A 17,093-nucleotide genomic window follows, 5' to 3' on the forward strand; every position below is an offset into this window, starting at 1 on the left:
AAGCAATCAACTTTAACATTATGAAATCTTTCACGAAAATAGTCTCGCTTTCCCTGTTTGTACTCACTATCGGTATCTCAGGATGTAGCCCAAAATACACCACTGAAGACAAAGGTGATTTTGTGCTCGTCCATAATCAGGATGGAGCCACCATTGGTTATTCTCCCAGTTCCGGCGTTCAACTACTCACTGTCGATCGATTGGGTTTCAAGGATCTCAATAAAAACGGTCAGCTCGACAAATATGAAGACTGGCGACTTCCGGTTGACGAGCGGGCCAAAGATCTGGCGGGAAAATTGTCAATAGAACAAATCGCAGGGCTGATGCTTTATAGCGCTCATCAAGCCATTCCCGGACGACCGGGAGGCTTTTTCACATCGACTTACAACGGAAAATCATTCGACGAAAGTGGTGCCAACCCCAGCGATTTATCGGATGAACAGAAAAAATTTCTAACCGAAGATAACCTGCGGCATGTTCTTATTACTACCGTGGAAAGTCCGGGGGTTGCAGCCCAATGGAACAATAATGCCCAGGCGCTGGTCGAAGGTATTGGCATGGGAATTCCCATAAATAACAGTTCCGATCCGCGTCATACCAGTGTTTCAAACGCCGAATACAATGCGAGCGCCGGAGGAAAAATCTCCATGTGGCCGGGAACTGTCGGCATTGCAGCTTCGTTCGACCCAGGTTTGATGAAACAGTTCGGTGAAATCGCTTCCGCGGAATACCGGGCCCTGGGAATTGCAACCGCTCTTTCTCCTCAAATCGATTTAGGTACGGAACCTCGCTGGAGCCGTTTTGACGGGACCATGGGCGAAGATCCCGATTTAACGACCGATATGGCCCGGGCTTATGTCGATGGTTTCCAAACTTCCACTGGCAAAGATGAAATTGCCAACGGATGGGGTTACAAGAGCGTGAATGCGATGGTAAAACACTGGCCGGGCGGTGGTCCGGAAGAAGGTGGCCGCGATGCACATTTTGGCTATGGTGAATATGCCGTTTATCCGGGAAACAACCTGAAAGATCACTTGAAGCCTTTTACCGAAGGCGCTTTCAAACTGAATGGACCGACCGAAATGGCGTCAGCCGTAATGCCTTACTACACTATTTCATTTAATCAGGATACGGTCAATGGAGAAAATGTAGGAAATAGTTACAATAAATACCTGATTACCGATCTGCTTCGTGGTAAATACGGCTACGATGGAGTGGTTTGCACTGACTGGATGATTACCAAGGATACGAAGGCTGTCGACCTGTTTCAGGGGAAATGTTGGGGCGTTGAAAATCTGAGCGAAGCACAACGTCACTATAAAGCCATCGAAGCTGGAGTTGACCAGTTTGGCGGGAACAACGAAATGGGACCGGTTATCGAAGCTTACAAAATGGGCGTGGCCGAGCATGGTGAAGAATACATGCGCAAGCGATTCGAACAGTCAGCCGCTCGTCTGCTGAAGAATATCTTCCGGGTAGGCTTGTTCGAAAATCCGTATTTGAATGTAGCCGAAACCGAAGAAATAGTGGGTAATCCGGAATTCATGAAGGTCGGCTATGATGCTCAACTTCGTTCCATTGTCCTGTTGAAAAACCAGAATCACATCCTTCCGGTGAAAAAACAACTGAAAGTTTATGTGCCAATTCGTTACACACCGGCAGGTAAAAACTGGTTTGGTTTTCCAACACCGGAGAAAAAAGCTTATCCTTTTAATATGGACATCGTCAAAAAATATTTCGAGGTAGTTGAAACTCCCGAAGAAGCAGATTTTGCATTGGTGGGCATCGAAAGCCCCGATGGCGGAGTTGGCTACGACCGCGAGGATTTGAAAAATGGCGGAAATGGCTATATCCCCATCAGTCTTCAGTATGGAAAATACAAAGCCGAATTTGCCCGCGATCCGAGTATTGCAGGCGGCAGTCCTTTTGAAGATTTCACTAATCGAACTTACAAAGGAAAAACGGTCACTACTCACAATCAGTTCGACATGGGAATGGTGAACGACACCAAAGTGAAAATGGGTGTTAAGCCCGTTGTGGTTGTTGTAAAAGTTTCCAAACCAATGGTCTTCTCCGAAATCGAAAAGAATTCCAACGCCATCCTCATTCACATGGGTGTTCAGGATCAAGCCATCATGGATATTCTCTCCGGAGCAGCCGAGCCTTCAGCTTTGCTGCCTTTCCAAATGCCGGCCAACATGAAAACAGTTGAAGAACAAAAAGAGGATATTCCGCGGGATATGGAATGCTATGTTGATTCGGAAGGTCACACCTACGATTTTGCCTACGGCATGAACTGGAGCGGAGTTATAAACGATGAACGGGTAACCAAATACAAATAAGCTACCGCGAACTTGTTCTTAACCATAAACATTTTTGATAGCTAAAAACAGAAAGGCCTGTAAATCTTGCGACTTACAGGCTTTTCATCTTTGTGTCGGTCTGCAGGGATTCGAACCCTGGGCCCGCTGATTAAGAGTCAGCTGCTCTACCAACTGAGCTACAGACCGCTTTATTGGACTACAAAAATAGAAAAATACAGTGTCGTTGTCACCGGCGATAGTCCTTAATTTCTACTTTTTGCCCAAATTATTTATTCACATGGCAAACAATTTTCCTCTTTCAGGGTATGTATGGGATGATGAAGGTGACCGAAAAAAATATTGCCAACAGAGAAACTGATTTTCTTATTGTAGGACAAGGTTTGGCCGGGACCATGTTGGCATTTGAATTACACCGGCGTGGAAAAAATTTCGTGGTAGTTGATTCACCTTCCGGTGAAAAAGCCAGCCGCGTGGCTGCCGGAATCATCAATCCGGTTGTTTTTCGCCGCCTAACGAAATCGTGGTTGGTGGATGATCTTTTTCCAGTTCTGAAAGACACCTACCACGAACTGGAGAAACTCCTTTCCTGCCATTTACTGCATACACTGAAGATTAACAAAATTTTAGGCAAGGAAGAAGGTTCGTTCTGGCGAACTAAAACAGTGGAAAACAAACTGGAATCATACATTCATTCCGAACCAGATACCACTTTTCATAAAGGCGGCATAGAAGCTCCTTATGGAATTGGCAAGGTCTTTAACGCCTTCCGGGCCGATTTGCCATTCTTAATCGACCGCTTCCGGGAATTTCTGATTCAGGAGAATCGCTTTATCAGTGAAAAACTGGACACCGGTGATATCATTCGGAAAACCGGAAAAGTACAATGGAAAAACATCACGGCACAAAAAATCATCTTTTGCCAGGGATTCCGCGCCAGCGACAATCCATTCTTCCAACCTGTCAAATTCAAACACACAAAAGGCCAGGTGTTGGATTTGAATATTCCCGATCTGGAAATTACCAACATGGTCAATAAGGGAATGTTTGTACTGCCGCTGGGTGAAAATCGTTTTCGTGCAGGTGCTACTTACCGCTGGGATTTTCAAGATACAAATCCCGACGACGAAGCGACAGCTGAATTAACCGGGAAAATGGAGAAGATTGTCAAAGTTCCTTATTCCATAACCGGAAAAAGAGCCGGCATTCGGCCAACAACACACGACCGACGGCCTGTGGTTGGTTTACATCCTGACTACCCGGAAATCGGCATTTTTAATGGATTGGGCTCAAAAGGAGCCATGCTGGCCCCCTTTTTCGCGCGCGAATTTGCACGTCTTCTTTGCGGAGAATCTGATACCATCCATCCGGAAGTTAATCTTCTAAGGTATTACCGAAAAAAATAACCGGCTTACGAACCGGTCTGAAACAGCGTCGGCGGCTTTTTCCATTTAATGCCGCACCCGGCAGAAGGCTTCTGCTCTTCCGGAACCGGCTTTCCATTAAGAACTGCATCGAGCGCTGCCCGCAAATCTTTTCCGGTTACAGGCACGTCATTCTTCGGTCGGGCTTCGTCCATCTGTCCGCGATAGACGCACTTCAAATCCTTGTCGAACACGTAAAAATCGGGCGTGCAAGCTGCCATGTATGCTTTTGCCACATCCTGCGATTCATCGTACAGATACGGGAATGGATACCCCTCTTTCGCGGCTGTCTCCTTCATCAGCTTCGGCGCATCATCGGGATAATTATCGACATCATTGGAGCTGATGCCAACAAAGCTCATTCCCTTTGCTCCATATTCGTTGGCAATGGCCGTGATCTCGTGGTTTACATGCTTCACATAGGGACAGTGATTGCAAATAAACATCACAACCGTAGCTATATCAGATTGGATTTCGTCGAGTGAAATATTCTTACCCGAAACGGTATCAGGCAACTCAAATGCCGGCGCTTTCCCGCCCAGCGGAAACATTCTTGAAAAAGTAAGTGACATAATGATCTTCTTCTTTCGTTCATTCGGTTTAACGAAAAGAATCGATCATGGTTTACGAAAAAAAGAAGAAAGTCGGACTTATTTTAACTGCAAATCTTCCAGTAACCGAATATAAATATCGATTCCGTTCCGAATCTCTTCTTCCAAAATGTATTCATCGGGCGTGTGCGAGCGTGCCGAATCACCGGGACCGACTTTCACGGTAGTGTATGGAATAACTGCCTGATCAGACGTCGTTGGAGAACCGTAGGTTTCCAGTCCCAGCTCAACACCACGCTTCACCAGTGGGTGGTCAAGCGGAATGCCTGATGAATTGAGTCGATACGAACGAGCGGTCAGTTTGCTTTCGAGCAGACCGGAAAGCTTATCGAAAACTTCTTCATTGGAGTAACATTCGTTGGTCCGCACATCGATGACGAACTTACAACTATCGGGAACAACGTTGTGCTGATGACCGGCTTCGATTTGGGTTACGGTCGTCTTCACCGGTCCCAAAACGGGCGATTCTTCCGGAAATTTAAAATCCAAAAGATGTTGAATATCGTCAAGTGCTTTGTAGATGGCATTGACTCCTTCGTTACGGGCCGCATGTCCGGTTTTGCCAACCGCTTCGGCGTCAATAACCAGCAACCCTTTTTCGGCGATGGCCAGATTCATCCCGGTAGGTTCGCCCACTAGCCCCAAATCAATCGGTCCCAGTTCGTCTAAAATGGAGGCGACGCCATTGGTCCCGGAAATCTCTTCTTCGGCGGTAGCACTCCAAATCAGGTTGAACGGCAATTCCGATAACTCGTCGAAATAGCGGAAAGCGGCCAGTTGGGCAACCACTGAGGCGCCGGCATCATTGCTGCCCAGACCGGTCAGTTTGCCATTTTCCACCACCGGCGTAAAGGGATCATTCGTCCAACCATTGGCCGGCTTCACCGTATCGATGTGTGAATTGAACAACACAACGGGCTTCCCATCCTGCCAGTTCCTGTTCTTCAGCCAAAGATTATTTCCCTGACGGAAAGGAGAAAATCCCCACTCCTTTGCCTGATTTTCCAGAAACGTAGCAACCGCATCCTCATCGCGACTTAACGACGGAATGCCAATCATATCCTGCAGCAGACGATAGGCGTCGCTGTGAAGTTTTTCAATCGAAAGATTCATAGCATAAGTAAACAGCTGCTTCCCGGACGGAAAGCAGCATCAAATGAGTGTATTCAATTATTCTTCCTCTTCTTCGTGGAAAAGTGCCAGGCGGGTTCCGCCTTTGGAACCGGAAAGGGCCGATGCGTTGGTCACGACCACCGCGTTAACTCCCTGTTTCATCGCATTGAAACCGGTCGTCAGTTTCGGAATCATGCCACCATTTACTGTTCCGGTCGATTTCATCTCTTCGAATTCGGCCATGGTAATTTCATCAATCACCGAATCTTCATCCGATTCGTCCATCAGCACGCCGCGTTTATCGAAGCAATAAATTAGCGTGACCCGATAACTGGAGCTTAACGCAATGGCCAGTTCCGAAGCAATGGTGTCGGCATTGGTATTGAATAATTGACCATCGCCGTCGTGCGTGATAGGCGCTACCACCGGAACCGCACCATTCTCGAGCAATTCGCGGAGCATGCGATTATTCACATTGACCACATCGCCCACAAAGCCGTAATCAACCTCGGCAACGGGACGTTTTTTGGCACGGACAACATCCAAATCGGCACCAGTCAATCCAAGAGCGTTGGTTCCCAAAGCCTGTAGCTTCGCAACCAGGTTTTTATTGACCAGGCCGGCATATACCATGGTAACCACCTCCAGGGTTCCTTCATCCGTAACGCGGCGACCTTCCACCATTTTCGGTTTAACGCCCAACTTTTCGCCAATGGCTGTCGCCTTGGTGCCTCCACCATGTACCAGAATCTTATTTCCGGCGATGCGCGAAAAATCACGAAGCAGGTTTTGAAGCGATTCTTCTTCCTCCACTACCTTTCCGCCCACTTTGATGATGGTCAGATGTTCGATCATTTTAGTTCCTCCAGTATCATTTTTAACACCGCCTGTGCCGATACTTCGCGGTTGGCAGCCTCCTGAATGACGATGGAATCGGGACTATCAATTACACCATCGGAAACAACCATATTCCGGCGAACCGGCAGGCAATGCATGAATTTTGCCTGATTGGTCAGAGCCATTTTTTCCTCGTCGACCGTCCATTTTCGGTCACGGGAAAGGACCTGTCCATAACTACTGTAAGATGCCCAATTTTTTGCATAAATAAAATCGGCATTGGAAAAAGCTTTCTTCTGATCGTATTCAACCTTCACATCGCCCATAAATTCAGGCGCTAATTCATATCCTTCGGGATGGGTAACCACCAGTTCGTAATCGGTTTGACGCATCCATTCCACAAACGAATTGGGAACAGCCTGCGGTAATGCTTTTGGATGTGGAGCCCAGGTCAGCACCACTTTAGGCCGCTCTTTCGTTTTAAACTCCTCAATGGTCACATGATCGGCAAATGACTGCAGCGGATGCCGTGTGGCGGCTTCCATGCTGACGACGGGAACGCCGGAGTAATCGATAAACTGGTTGATGATTTTTTCCTGGTAATCATCTTCTTTGCTCTTGAACTGCGCGAACGACCGCACTCCAATAATATCACAGTATGAACCAATGACCGGAATTGCTTCCCGCAAATGTTCGGGTTTGTCTCCATCCATGATGATCCCCAGCTCCGATTCGAGCTGCCAACCATCCTGATTCACGTTCAACACCATCGTGTTCATGCCCAGATTCATCGCCGCCTTTTGAGTACTGAGGCGCGTACGCAAACTCGAGTTGAAGAAAATCAGCACCATGGTTTTGTTTTTGCCCAGATGCTGATAGGCAAACGGATTCTTTTTCATTTCGAAAGCGATTTTCAGCGCTTCGTCCAGGTCGGGTAAATCGTGTACGGATGTAAAATGCCTCATGATCTATTTTTTCAGCTCGTTATGTATTCTTAATAAGTTGATGAGATTATTTCGGACGGATTTGTCCGTCGCCTTCTATCAGCCACTTGTAGCTGGTGAGTTCTTCCAACGCCATCGGGCCGCGGGCATGCAGCTTTTGTGTGCTAATGCCGATTTCGGCGCCCAAACCAAATTGCGCTCCGTCAGTGAAAGCAGTGCTGGCGTTTGTATACACTGATGAAGCATCGACCAGTTTGCGGAACAGATCGAGATGCTCCTGATTTTCGGAAATGATGGCTTCGCTGTGCTTGGAACTGTATTCGGCAATGTGATCGAGCGCCTCTTCGAAAGACGCTACGGTTTTGATGGCCATTTTATAATCGAGAAACTCGGTTCCGAAGGATTCTTCGGTCGCCGGCTTCAATAAATCTTCCGGATAATGCTCTTCCAATGCTTCCATTGCCTGTTCGTCGGCAAAAATTTCCACCTGACTTTCCGGCAGCAATTCCGCCAGGTAAGGCAAATCGCTCAGACGCGACTCATGAATGACTAGGCAATCGAGCGCGTTACAAACACTCGGACGACGCGTTTTCGCATTGTTGATGATCTCGCGCCCTTTCTCTTCATCACCGAACTCATCGAAATACGTATGGCAAATTCCCGCACCCGTTTCGATGACCGGAATGGTTGCATTTTCGCGGACGTAATTGATGAGTCCCTGACTTCCGCGGGGAATCAGCAAGTCGACATAGCCCTGTGCATTGAGCAACTCGCCTGTCGCTTCCCTCCCGGGAGGAAGTAAAGTCAGTACATGGGCATCGATGTTGAACGATTTCAATACCCGGTGAATAATGGACACGATAGCTTCATTGGAATCCGCTGCATCGCTTCCGCCTTTCAACACACAAACATTTCCTGATTTCAGGCATAGCGAGAAAACGTCGAAGGTTACATTCGGACGGGCTTCGTAAATAATGCCGATGACACCAAACGGCACACTGACTCGTTTGATTTGCAATCCATTCGGTCGGGTTGTTTCCGACAATACTTTTCCCAACGGCGAAGCCATGGAAGCTACACTTCGCATGTCGGATGCAATTCCTTCGATTCGTTCCGCGGTCAGCTTCAGTCGGTCATACTTCGGATCGAATGGCGCCATCCTTTGCAGATCTTTCTCGTTCTCCTTCAGGATAAAATTCGTTTCCTTTACGGCTTCGTCAGCAACAGCCATCAACACCTGATTGATGGTCTCTTCCGTCACCAGATTCAGTTTCCGACTCGCCTGAAGCGCCTGCTCAAATTTTTCTCGATACTGCATGTCCGGTCGTTTTTTTCAGTTTCTGTTGTTTCAATAGGTGGGTCCTGTTATTCTTCCCCAACACTGGAGAACAATATTCTTTAAACGATTTGCGACCCCTCTAAATTTTTCTGCTATTAATCAAACTATATTGGATGCTTCTCAAACCGTTTTAGATACTTCTTAAATCGCGCTAGATACCCACCACACCGTCTTAGATGACCACCACATCGTCTTAGATGACCACCACACCGTCTTAGATAATCACCGGAATTAACTAGAGCGACTTATTAATTACTTTGTTTTTTATAAATCTTTTTATTAAACACCCACAATATTTTTAATCATATAGTTGAATCCATTTAATATTTATAAAAATCTATTGGTGTCTTTTAAACATTTATTGCCATTTTGCCAGAATATCTTAATTCTTCTGAAATTTCTTATAGACAATTCATTTGACTCCCCAAATTTTCCAACATCTCCAGGGAGAAACACCTCCGTTAAAACCAGGCGCTACCCCAGGTAAAGGTAATCGTAGTGAATAAATGGTTTGTCGTATTTAGCGCCCATTTCCCGTTCCACAATTTTGGAGGAGAAGCCCGCTTTCCCCAATCCCAGCAACTTTCCACCGGCATCTTTCACCCGCACGATGTCGCCGGTTTTAAACTGCCCCTGCACCCCGGTAATTCCGATAGTGAGCAAGCTGGTTGCCCGGTGGGAAAGCAACGCATCGCGGGCGCCGTCATTCACAAACACTTCGCCGCGGGCAAAATCGTCTGAGTGTGCCAGCCACTTCTTCACTGTATTCGATTTCCGTTTTTCCGGTTCGAACCAGGTATGTGGTATATCCGAGTTCGGATCCATCAAATCAGTCAGAATATTCAAATGAACACCGTTCGCAATATGAACGGCTACGCCCTGCCCTGCCAACTTCGAGGCGATAGAACTTTTGGTTAACATGCCTCCCCGGCCGAAATTCGACTTCTGAGTAGAAATTAATTCTTCAGAAACCGTTTCGCCAACAGCAATATGCCGAATCAATTCACTGTCCGGTTCGCCCGGGTTTCCACGGTATACTCCATCCACATTGGTCAGCAAAAACAGCGCCTCCACATCCATCATGGAAGCAATGAGGCCGGAAAGTTCGTCGTTATCGGTAAACATCAATTCCGTAACCGAAATGGCATCGTTCTCATTGATAACCGGCACGACGCCACTTTCGAGCAACGTGTTGATGCAATTACGCATGTTCAGGTAATGTTGCCGGTCGCTGAAGTTCTCCTTGGTGGTTAAAACCTGGGCACACGTCAGTCCGTGCTCCCTGAACAGGTCGGCATACCGGTTGATGAGCTTTACCTGCCCTACGGCGGACCACAACTGCCTCCTTGAAACCGTATCGTGCTTTTTCTGGGGCTCCACCTCAGCCCGACCTGCAGCTACCGCACCCGATGAAACGAGAATCACCCTGACACCTTTTTTCTGCAACGCAGCAATCTGATCGACAAAGTGCGCCATACGCGCAACATTCAGCATACCGTCTTCGCGGGTAAGCAGATTGCTTCCAATTTTCACCACAATGCTGGAGTAGCGGTTTGCCATGAGATAAATGCCTTTTTTCCTGAAAAGTAAATTTCAGGCGAATGGGGGTTTTACATTTCCGGAGACGGATACTTAACCGTTGTTAATTTTATTGTATGATACCAGTAATCCCTGAATTAAAGCCGACGAAAATCCCTGATGTTCCATCGCGTTCAATCCTGAGATGGTAATTCCTTTCGGTGTGGTTACCTTGTCGATTTCCCTTTCGGGATGATGACCAGTTTGCAGAATGAGTTCGGTAGCACCCTTCACCGTCTGAGCAACAATTTCCTGCGCTACTTCTGCGCCAAAGCCAATCTCAATCCCACCTTGCGTAGCCGCACGAATGAATCGAAGAGCAAACGCAATCCCACAGGCTCCCAAGACAGTAGCGGCTGCCATCAGCTCTTCATTGATGTAGATAACTTTTCCAAGCGTTTCGAAAAGCTCCTGAATCACCTCTTTTTGCTCGTCATTGCAATCGGGTGCCGAAATACAGGTCATCGACTCCTGCAGTGCAATGGCTGTGTTTGGCATCACCCGGAATGGAATAACATTGTCTGGCAACCACGATTTCAAGCTCTCAATGCTCACACCCGTCATCAGTGAAGCCACCATCTGCCCGGTAACAAGCGCGCTACTAATTCCCTGAAGGACACCTTCGGCCTGGTAAGGTTTCACCGCCACAATAACCAAATCGGCTCCTTTCACCGCAGCGGCGTTGTCTGCAGTAACACGAACACCTTGCTTTGCCAGGTCGTCGAGCAAATGCGGTCGCCGACGGGTAATCACCAGTTGCTTCGCAGGTAAACCGGCTTTCAAAAAGCCCTCGGCCATGGCCCGTCCCAGGTTTCCTCCTCCAATGATGCAAATATTCAGGTTCTTCATAGCTTTTCTCATTTTTGTCCTATTCTGCGTTACCACAAACCTAAAGCAGAACACAAATAAGACAATCAATTTAATACATTTTGCCGGTATTTTTAACCAATTATTAACCCAATACCCTTTTCAGCGATAATAAAAACCGCTCGGCTTGTTCACGGGTAACAGCTAAAGGTGGCAACAAACGGATGGTGTGAGTTCCGGTTACACCGGTAAATATCTTTTCTTCGAAGAGCAGCTTCTTTCGGATTTCTGCAATAGGCTCATCGAACTCCAATCCGAGCATCAGACCGCGGCCACGGACTTCCTTGATTTTGTCAATGCCAGTCAGCGACGCCATCAGGTAGTTGCCTACAACTTCAGCGTTTTCGATTAACTGCTCATTCTGCATAATGTCTAACACAGCAATGCTGGCAGCACAGGCAAGATAATTGCCACCAAAAGTTGTTCCCAGCATTCCTTTGCGGGCTTCAAACTCCGGACTAATCAAAACGCCTCCTACCGGGAAACCGTTTCCCATTCCTTTCGCTATGGTGATGAGATCGGGCTTCACATTGGCATATTGATGCGCAAAGAATTTTCCGCTTCGCCCGTAACCCGATTGGATTTCATCCAGAATCAGGACAGTTCCGTACCGATGACAAAGTTTTCCGGCTTCTTCCAGGAAAGAAGGTTCCGGCACACGGCAACCCCCAATGCCCTGAATGCCTTCCACTATGACCGCCGCCACATCGCCTTCCATTAGTTCGCTTTCTAAGGCTTCTACATCATTCAATGGAAGAAAAGTCCGCTCCACGGTATCGTTCAAAGGTGACACAATGGAAGGGTTATCGGTTACAGCTACGGCTGCAGAAGTACGGCCATGAAACGACTTCTCGAAAGAAACAATGCGGGCTCTTTCTGTATGAAAGGAAGCCAGCTTCAATGCATTTTCGTTGGCTTCGGCACCCGAGTTGCACAGGAAAAGAGAATAATCTTCGTAACCGGAAAGTGCTCCCAGCTTATGAGCGAGTTCGCGCTGTAATGGATTCTGGACTGAGTTGGAATAGAATCCCATTTTCTTCAGCTGTTCGCTCAACATTTGAACATAATAAGGATGCGAATGCCCAACAGAAATCACGGCGTGTCCGCCGTATAAATCGAGGTATTCGACGCCATTTTTATCGGTGATGGTACACCCTTTGGCCGCCACCGGTTCTACATCGAACAGCGGATATACATCGAAAAGTTCCATGTTTTTTCGAATTTATTTTTGGGATTAAAATGCGACCGGCTTCAGGTTGAGCCCGGCGGTTTCCTTCAATCCGAACATCAGGTTCATGTTCTGTACAGCCTGCCCTGACGCACCTTTCAAAAGGTTATCGGTGCAGGAGAGAATAAGCAGTTTGCCATCATGTTTTTCCAGGTAAAGCAGTGCTTTATTGGTATTCACCACCTGCTTCAGGTCCGGATTTTCCGGTGACAAATGCACAAACGGATGCCCTTCGTAATAGCGCTGATACAGTTCGCGGGCTTCTTCCACTGTTCCTTCGAAATCGGTGTAAACCGAAGCAAAAATACCGCGCGCATGATTTCCCCTTACGGGAATGAAATTCAACGGTTGCTCAAACTGCCCTTGCAGCTGTGCTAAGCTTTGACGGATTTCTCCCAGATGCTGGTGCTGAAAAGCTTTGTACACCGACACATTGCTGTTGCGCCAGCTAAAATGCGAAGTCCCGGAAGGAGACTGACCCGCCCCGGTTGAGCCTGTAATGGCATGTACATGCACTTCGTTTGTGAGCAAACCAGCTGCCGCCAATGGCAGCAAAGTCAACTGAATACCGGTAGCAAAACATCCTGGATTGGCAATGCGTTTCGCGGTGCGAATCTCTTCGCGGTTCAATTCGGGTAAACCGTATACGAAATCGTTTCCTTCCCGCTTTAAGCGGAAATCATGACTCAGATCGATAATTTTTACACGCTGCGGAACGTCGTTCTTTTCAAGATATTCGGCTGACTTTCCATGTCCCATACAGAGAAATATCACGTCAACAGCATCAAAGTCAATATCAGAAAACACCAAATCGGTCTCCCCGATTAAATCTTTGTGCACCGAAGTAACCGGTTGCCCGTCGTTGCTGGAACTTTGTATACAGGAAACATCGGCAGCCGGATGATTTAACAGGATGCGCAAAAGCTCACCCGCCGTATAACCCGCACCGCCAACGATCCCCGTGCTTACTGTAGCCATTGAATGTGTTTATTTCTTGTTGACTGAATAGAAAATCTTCAACTGGTTGCCCAGAATTTTGGTAAATCCTTTGGCATCATCTGCAGTCCAGCCCTTATTCATCTCGCCGTATTCACCGAATTCCGACTTCATCAAATCGTGCTCCGATTCAATTCCTACTAACTGGAAGGTGTACGGACGCAGTTTGACAATCACCTTTCCGGTAACATTCTCTTGTGTACTTTCCAGGAATTTTTCGATATCGCGCATCACCGGCTCGAGGTACATCGCTTCGTGAAGAAACATTCCATACCAGTTGCCCAACTGATCTTTCCAGTACTGCTGCCATTTGGTCAGCGTATGTTTTTCCAGCATCTGGTGTGCTTTGATAATAAGCATCGGAGCAGCTGCTTCGAATCCTACCCGGCCTTTGATACCGATGATGGTATCGCCGATGTGCATGTCGCGGCCAACAGCCCATACAGAACCAATTTCTTCCACCTGACGGATAGCATCGATGGTGCTGAAATGCTTGTTGCCATTCACCCCTTTCAACTGACCTTTCACAAAATCGAGGGTCAATGTCTCCTCACCTTCCTTCTTCAGCTGGCTTGGATACGCCTCTTCCGGTAATGTCTGATTACTGGTCAGCGTCTCCTTACCTCCGATACTGGTTCCCCAGAGTCCGGCATTAATGGAGTAAGCCATCTTCGTATAATCGGCCTGTACACCGTGATCTTTCAGGTAGTTGATCTCAAACTCACGGGTCAGCTCCATGTCACGCGTAGGCGTAATAATTTCGATTTCCGGTGCCAAAACCTGAAAAGCCAAATCAAAACGAATCTGGTCGTTTCCGGCACCGGTACTACCGTGAGCCACATATTTGGCGCCAATTTTTTTCGCATACTCAATGATGGCGATGGCTTGAAAAATACGCTCCGAACTGACAGAAATGGGATAGGTATTATTTCGCAATACATTACCATACACCATGTATTTAATACCTTTCTGGTAATACTCTTCCGTTACGTCGAGGGTTTTGTGACTCTTCACTCCCAGCGCGTACGCACGTTTTTCAATATCGGTCAGTTCTTCAGGAGAAAATCCTCCTGTATTGGCTATCGCCGTATGAACTTCCAAGTCCTTTTCTTTCGACAGATAGATGGCACAATACGATGTATCCAAACCTCCGCTAAATGCCAGAACTACTTTTTCACTCATAACTGTTTATGCTTTTTTCCGTTAACCGGATAAGATGATTACTCTGTTTTTTTTCCGTTTTTGTTTTCGGCCAGTGCCTGTTTTTCCGCTTTCCGTTTATCGACCCATTCGCGAAATACCTGAAACGGAGTTTTTCCTTTTTTCCCGTTGCCATTTTTCCAGGCCGGATCGTAAAGCATTCCAGTACACAGGCATTTGCTCCGACCAGTTCGCTGCAGAATGTCGTAGTTCACACAGCTTTGACAGCCTTTCCAGAATTGCTCATCATCGGTCAATTCCGAGAAAGTGACAGGCTTGTACCCCAAATCGGAGTTGATTTTCATCACCGCTAATCCGGTCGTCAGACCGAAGATTTTAGCTTCGGGGAATTTGCTGCGTGACAGTTCGAACGCGCGCTGCTTGATGCGGCGGGCCAAACCATGGCCACGATATTCTCGGGGAACAATCAGTCCCGAGTTGGCTACAAACTTGTTAGTGCCAAATGTTTCGATGTAACAAAAGCCAGCAAACTTATCGCCGTCGATGGCAATAATGGCTTTGCCTTCTTTTATTTTCGATTCAATGTATTCATGCGTACGGCGCGCAATACCTGTACCGCGCTCCTTCGAAGCCAGGTCGATGGCATCGTTCACCTCGTCCACATACTTGATGTGTTCCTCTCCGGCCACTACGACCTTGATGGCAGCTTTTTCGTCTTTGTTATTCTTCTTTAACGGAAACATGTTTTCCTTTATTAATCAATTTTACCTTCCAGTTTGGGCATGGTCATGATTAACGCGTTGATGACATCATTACGGCCAACTCCCTCTCTGACAATGAGCAGAATGGTATCGTCACCTGCCACTGTTCCTAATATTTCAAATAAATTTGCTTTGTCAATTACCGATGCAATGCTGCTGGCATACCCCGGAAGCGTTGTCACAACCCCCAGATTTCCTGAAAATTCTACTTTTAAAAAACCGTCGGCCAAAAAGTTGGCATGCGAAATATCCGGCACAGACTCATCAGTATTCGCCAGATTTTCACGCAAACGGTATATATATCCATGTTGTGAATCGCTGATTTTCATCACTTGAAGCGATTTCAAATCTCGCGAAAGCGTCGCCTGCGTCACCTCGTATCCCTCTTTATTCAACAGATTCAGCAGCTCATCCTGGCTGCTGATTCGGTCACCTGAGATAATTTTTTTGATGGCCAACAAGCGTTGTGTCCGATTCTTCATTATGAATATTTATTTATACTGATTGCAATTTTATGCATTAAAATCGAATAATTATGCATTTAAATGTAAAATTATTCATAATTTTGACCCATTCTCAAAAGCGAGGTGAATAATTATTAATTATTTTACATTGAAATTTTGGACATCAAGCAGGAAATAACCTATTTTTGTGCCGTGCAACATGTCTTTAGAATATTAGACAGACACGCTGAGAAATGCGTTTTTGCTGCCGAGTACAAGGCAGTGGGAACGCATTTTTTTTGTCCACACGTTTCGAAAAATCATATAAAATCAGCAATAAAATCAACCGGAAATGCAAAACGTGCAGAAAGCAAAATTGATTCTTGAGGACGGGACCGTATTCGAAGGGAAATCTTTCGGATACGAGAAGTCGATAGCCGGAGAAGTGGTGTTTTACACGGCAATGACGGGTTACCCCGAAAGCCTCACCGATCCTTCCTACACCGGGCAAATCCTGGTATCGACTTACCCGATGATTGGTAATTACGGTGTTCCCAACGACGTGGAAGAAAATGGTATTTTCAGGTACTTTGAGTCGGACAAAATTCATGTGAGCGCACTCATTATATCTGATTATTCATTCGAGTACAGTCACTGGAACGCGATGCAAAGCCTGGGAGACTGGCTGAAGGAAAATGAAGTTCCCGGTCTGTTTGATATCGACACCCGCGCCCTGACCAAAATCCTCAGGGAAAAAGGTTCGATGTTGGGAAAAATCGTTTTCGAAGGAAACGAGGTCGATTTTTATGACCCGAATGAAGAAAATTTGGTCTCCCGTGTGAGCATCGACGAAGTAAAAACATACGGAAACGGCGACCACAAAGTGGTGCTGGTCGACTGTGGAGTGAAAAACAACATTATCCGGTGTTTATTGAGACGAAACACGACCGTCATCCGCGTGCCGTGGAACTATGATTTTAATACAATTGAGTGTGACGGGATTTTCCTCTCCAACGGACCGGGCGACCCGGCGATGGTACAGGAAACCGTGGAGAATGTCGGTAAAGCGTTGGATGATGTGAAGCCCATCATGGGTATCTGTCTTGGAAACCAGCTGCTCGGACGTGCTGCAGGCGGTGACACTTACAAATTAAAGTACGGACACCGGAGTCACAACCAACCTGTTCTCCTGACCGGAACGGACAAATGTTACATCACCTCGCAGAACCACGGGTTTGCCATCGACGACAAAACACTGCCTGAAGATTGGGAACCGATGTTCGTGAATGTGAACGACCAGACCAACGAAGGAATTCGTCACAAAACCAAGCCTTTCTTCTCTACCCAGTTCCACCCCGAGGCCTCATCGGGTCCGGTGGATACGGAGTTCCTCTTTGATGATTTCATCACCAACATCAAGAAGTACAAAAAGCAATGAACCGGCCGAATGAAACAGGCAACACAACTGTT

15 protein-coding genes and 1 tRNA gene are annotated in these 17,093 nt (G+C 46.9%); 3 read left to right on the forward strand and 13 right to left on the reverse strand.

What is annotated here, in order from left to right; all coding sequences use genetic code 11:
- Nucleotides 1-20: 20 nt before the first annotated feature.
- Nucleotides 21-2,342: a glycoside hydrolase family 3 N-terminal domain-containing protein gene (locus GJU87_RS14885; RefSeq protein WP_153640219.1), complete on the forward strand. Its 2,322-nt coding sequence runs from the start codon at nt 21-23 to the stop codon at nt 2,340-2,342.
- A 95-nt stretch (nt 2,343-2,437) separates the two neighbouring features.
- Here GJU87_RS14885 and GJU87_RS14890 read toward each other — a convergent pair.
- Nucleotides 2,438-2,510, reverse strand: a tRNA-Lys gene (locus tag GJU87_RS14890).
- Nucleotides 2,511-2,629: 119 nt separating this feature from the next.
- On the opposite strand from GJU87_RS14890, the gene GJU87_RS14895 reads away from it, so the two are divergent.
- Nucleotides 2,630-3,727 carry an FAD-binding oxidoreductase gene (locus GJU87_RS14895; protein ID WP_153640220.1) on the forward strand — a complete coding sequence of 366 codons (1,098 nt, stop codon included), beginning with the start codon at nt 2,630-2,632 and terminating at the stop codon, nt 3,725-3,727.
- 5 nt (nt 3,728-3,732) lie between these two features.
- Here the strand turns inward: GJU87_RS14895 and GJU87_RS14900 are convergent, their stop codons facing one another.
- The 12 genes from GJU87_RS14900 to GJU87_RS14955 form a co-directional block, all read right to left on the reverse strand.
- The gene (locus tag GJU87_RS14900; RefSeq protein ID WP_153640221.1) at nt 3,733-4,317 is read right to left on the reverse strand and encodes a thioredoxin family protein; all 585 of its coding nucleotides are present in this window, start codon (nt 4,315-4,317) and stop codon (nt 3,733-3,735) included.
- 78 nt (nt 4,318-4,395) lie between these two features.
- Nucleotides 4,396-5,469: a M20 family metallo-hydrolase gene (locus GJU87_RS14905; protein WP_153640222.1), complete on the reverse strand. Its 1,074-nt coding sequence runs from the start codon at nt 5,467-5,469 to the stop codon at nt 4,396-4,398.
- A 57-nt stretch (nt 5,470-5,526) separates the two neighbouring features.
- On the reverse strand, nt 5,527-6,324 hold the full coding sequence (argB, locus tag GJU87_RS14910) for an acetylglutamate kinase (protein WP_153640223.1): 798 nt from the start codon (nt 6,322-6,324) through the stop codon (nt 5,527-5,529).
- On the reverse strand, nt 6,321-7,271 hold the full coding sequence (locus GJU87_RS14915; protein ID WP_153640224.1) for an N-acetylornithine carbamoyltransferase: 951 nt from the start codon (nt 7,269-7,271) through the stop codon (nt 6,321-6,323). The genes argB and GJU87_RS14915 overlap by 4 nt, the downstream gene beginning before the upstream one ends.
- A 46-nt stretch (nt 7,272-7,317) precedes the next feature.
- Entirely contained in the window at nt 7,318-8,568 is a 1,251-nt protein-coding gene (locus tag GJU87_RS14920) for a glutamate-5-semialdehyde dehydrogenase (RefSeq protein ID WP_153640225.1), read from the reverse strand.
- A 495-nt stretch (nt 8,569-9,063) separates the two neighbouring features.
- Nucleotides 9,064-10,149, reverse strand: coding sequence for a glutamate 5-kinase (gene proB, locus GJU87_RS14925; protein ID WP_153640226.1), 1,086 nt, complete (start codon nt 10,147-10,149; stop codon nt 9,064-9,066).
- A 72-nt stretch (nt 10,150-10,221) separates the two neighbouring features.
- Complete coding sequence (gene proC, locus GJU87_RS14930) at nt 10,222-11,016, reverse strand: pyrroline-5-carboxylate reductase (RefSeq protein ID WP_153640227.1); 795 nt, start codon at nt 11,014-11,016, stop codon at nt 10,222-10,224.
- A 103-nt stretch (nt 11,017-11,119) separates the two neighbouring features.
- Entirely contained in the window at nt 11,120-12,244 is a 1,125-nt protein-coding gene (locus GJU87_RS14935) for an aspartate aminotransferase family protein (protein ID WP_153640228.1), read from the reverse strand.
- Nucleotides 12,245-12,268: 24 nt separating this feature from the next.
- Nucleotides 12,269-13,240 carry an N-acetyl-gamma-glutamyl-phosphate reductase gene (gene argC, locus GJU87_RS14940; RefSeq protein WP_153640229.1) on the reverse strand — a complete coding sequence of 324 codons (972 nt, stop codon included), beginning with the start codon at nt 13,238-13,240 and terminating at the stop codon, nt 12,269-12,271.
- Between the two features lie 9 nt (nt 13,241-13,249).
- Entirely contained in the window at nt 13,250-14,440 is a 1,191-nt protein-coding gene (locus GJU87_RS14945; RefSeq protein WP_153640230.1) for an argininosuccinate synthase, read from the reverse strand.
- A 38-nt stretch (nt 14,441-14,478) separates the two neighbouring features.
- Nucleotides 14,479-15,162: a GNAT family N-acetyltransferase gene (locus GJU87_RS14950; RefSeq protein ID WP_153640231.1), complete on the reverse strand. Its 684-nt coding sequence runs from the start codon at nt 15,160-15,162 to the stop codon at nt 14,479-14,481.
- Nucleotides 15,163-15,173: 11 nt separating this feature from the next.
- Nucleotides 15,174-15,662 carry an arginine repressor gene (locus tag GJU87_RS14955; RefSeq protein ID WP_153640232.1) on the reverse strand — a complete coding sequence of 163 codons (489 nt, stop codon included), beginning with the start codon at nt 15,660-15,662 and terminating at the stop codon, nt 15,174-15,176.
- 313 nt (nt 15,663-15,975) lie between these two features.
- Here GJU87_RS14955 and carA point away from each other — a divergent pair, with 313 nt between their 5' ends.
- A complete protein-coding gene (carA, locus tag GJU87_RS14960) occupies nt 15,976-17,061 on the forward strand; it encodes a glutamine-hydrolyzing carbamoyl-phosphate synthase small subunit (RefSeq protein ID WP_153640233.1) in 1,086 nt (361 codons plus the stop codon).
- The last annotated feature ends 32 nt before the right edge of the window (nt 17,062-17,093 follow it).

It is taken from the genome of Prolixibacter sp. NT017, assembly GCF_009617875.1.
GTDB lineage: Bacteria > Bacteroidota > Bacteroidia > Bacteroidales > Prolixibacteraceae > Prolixibacter.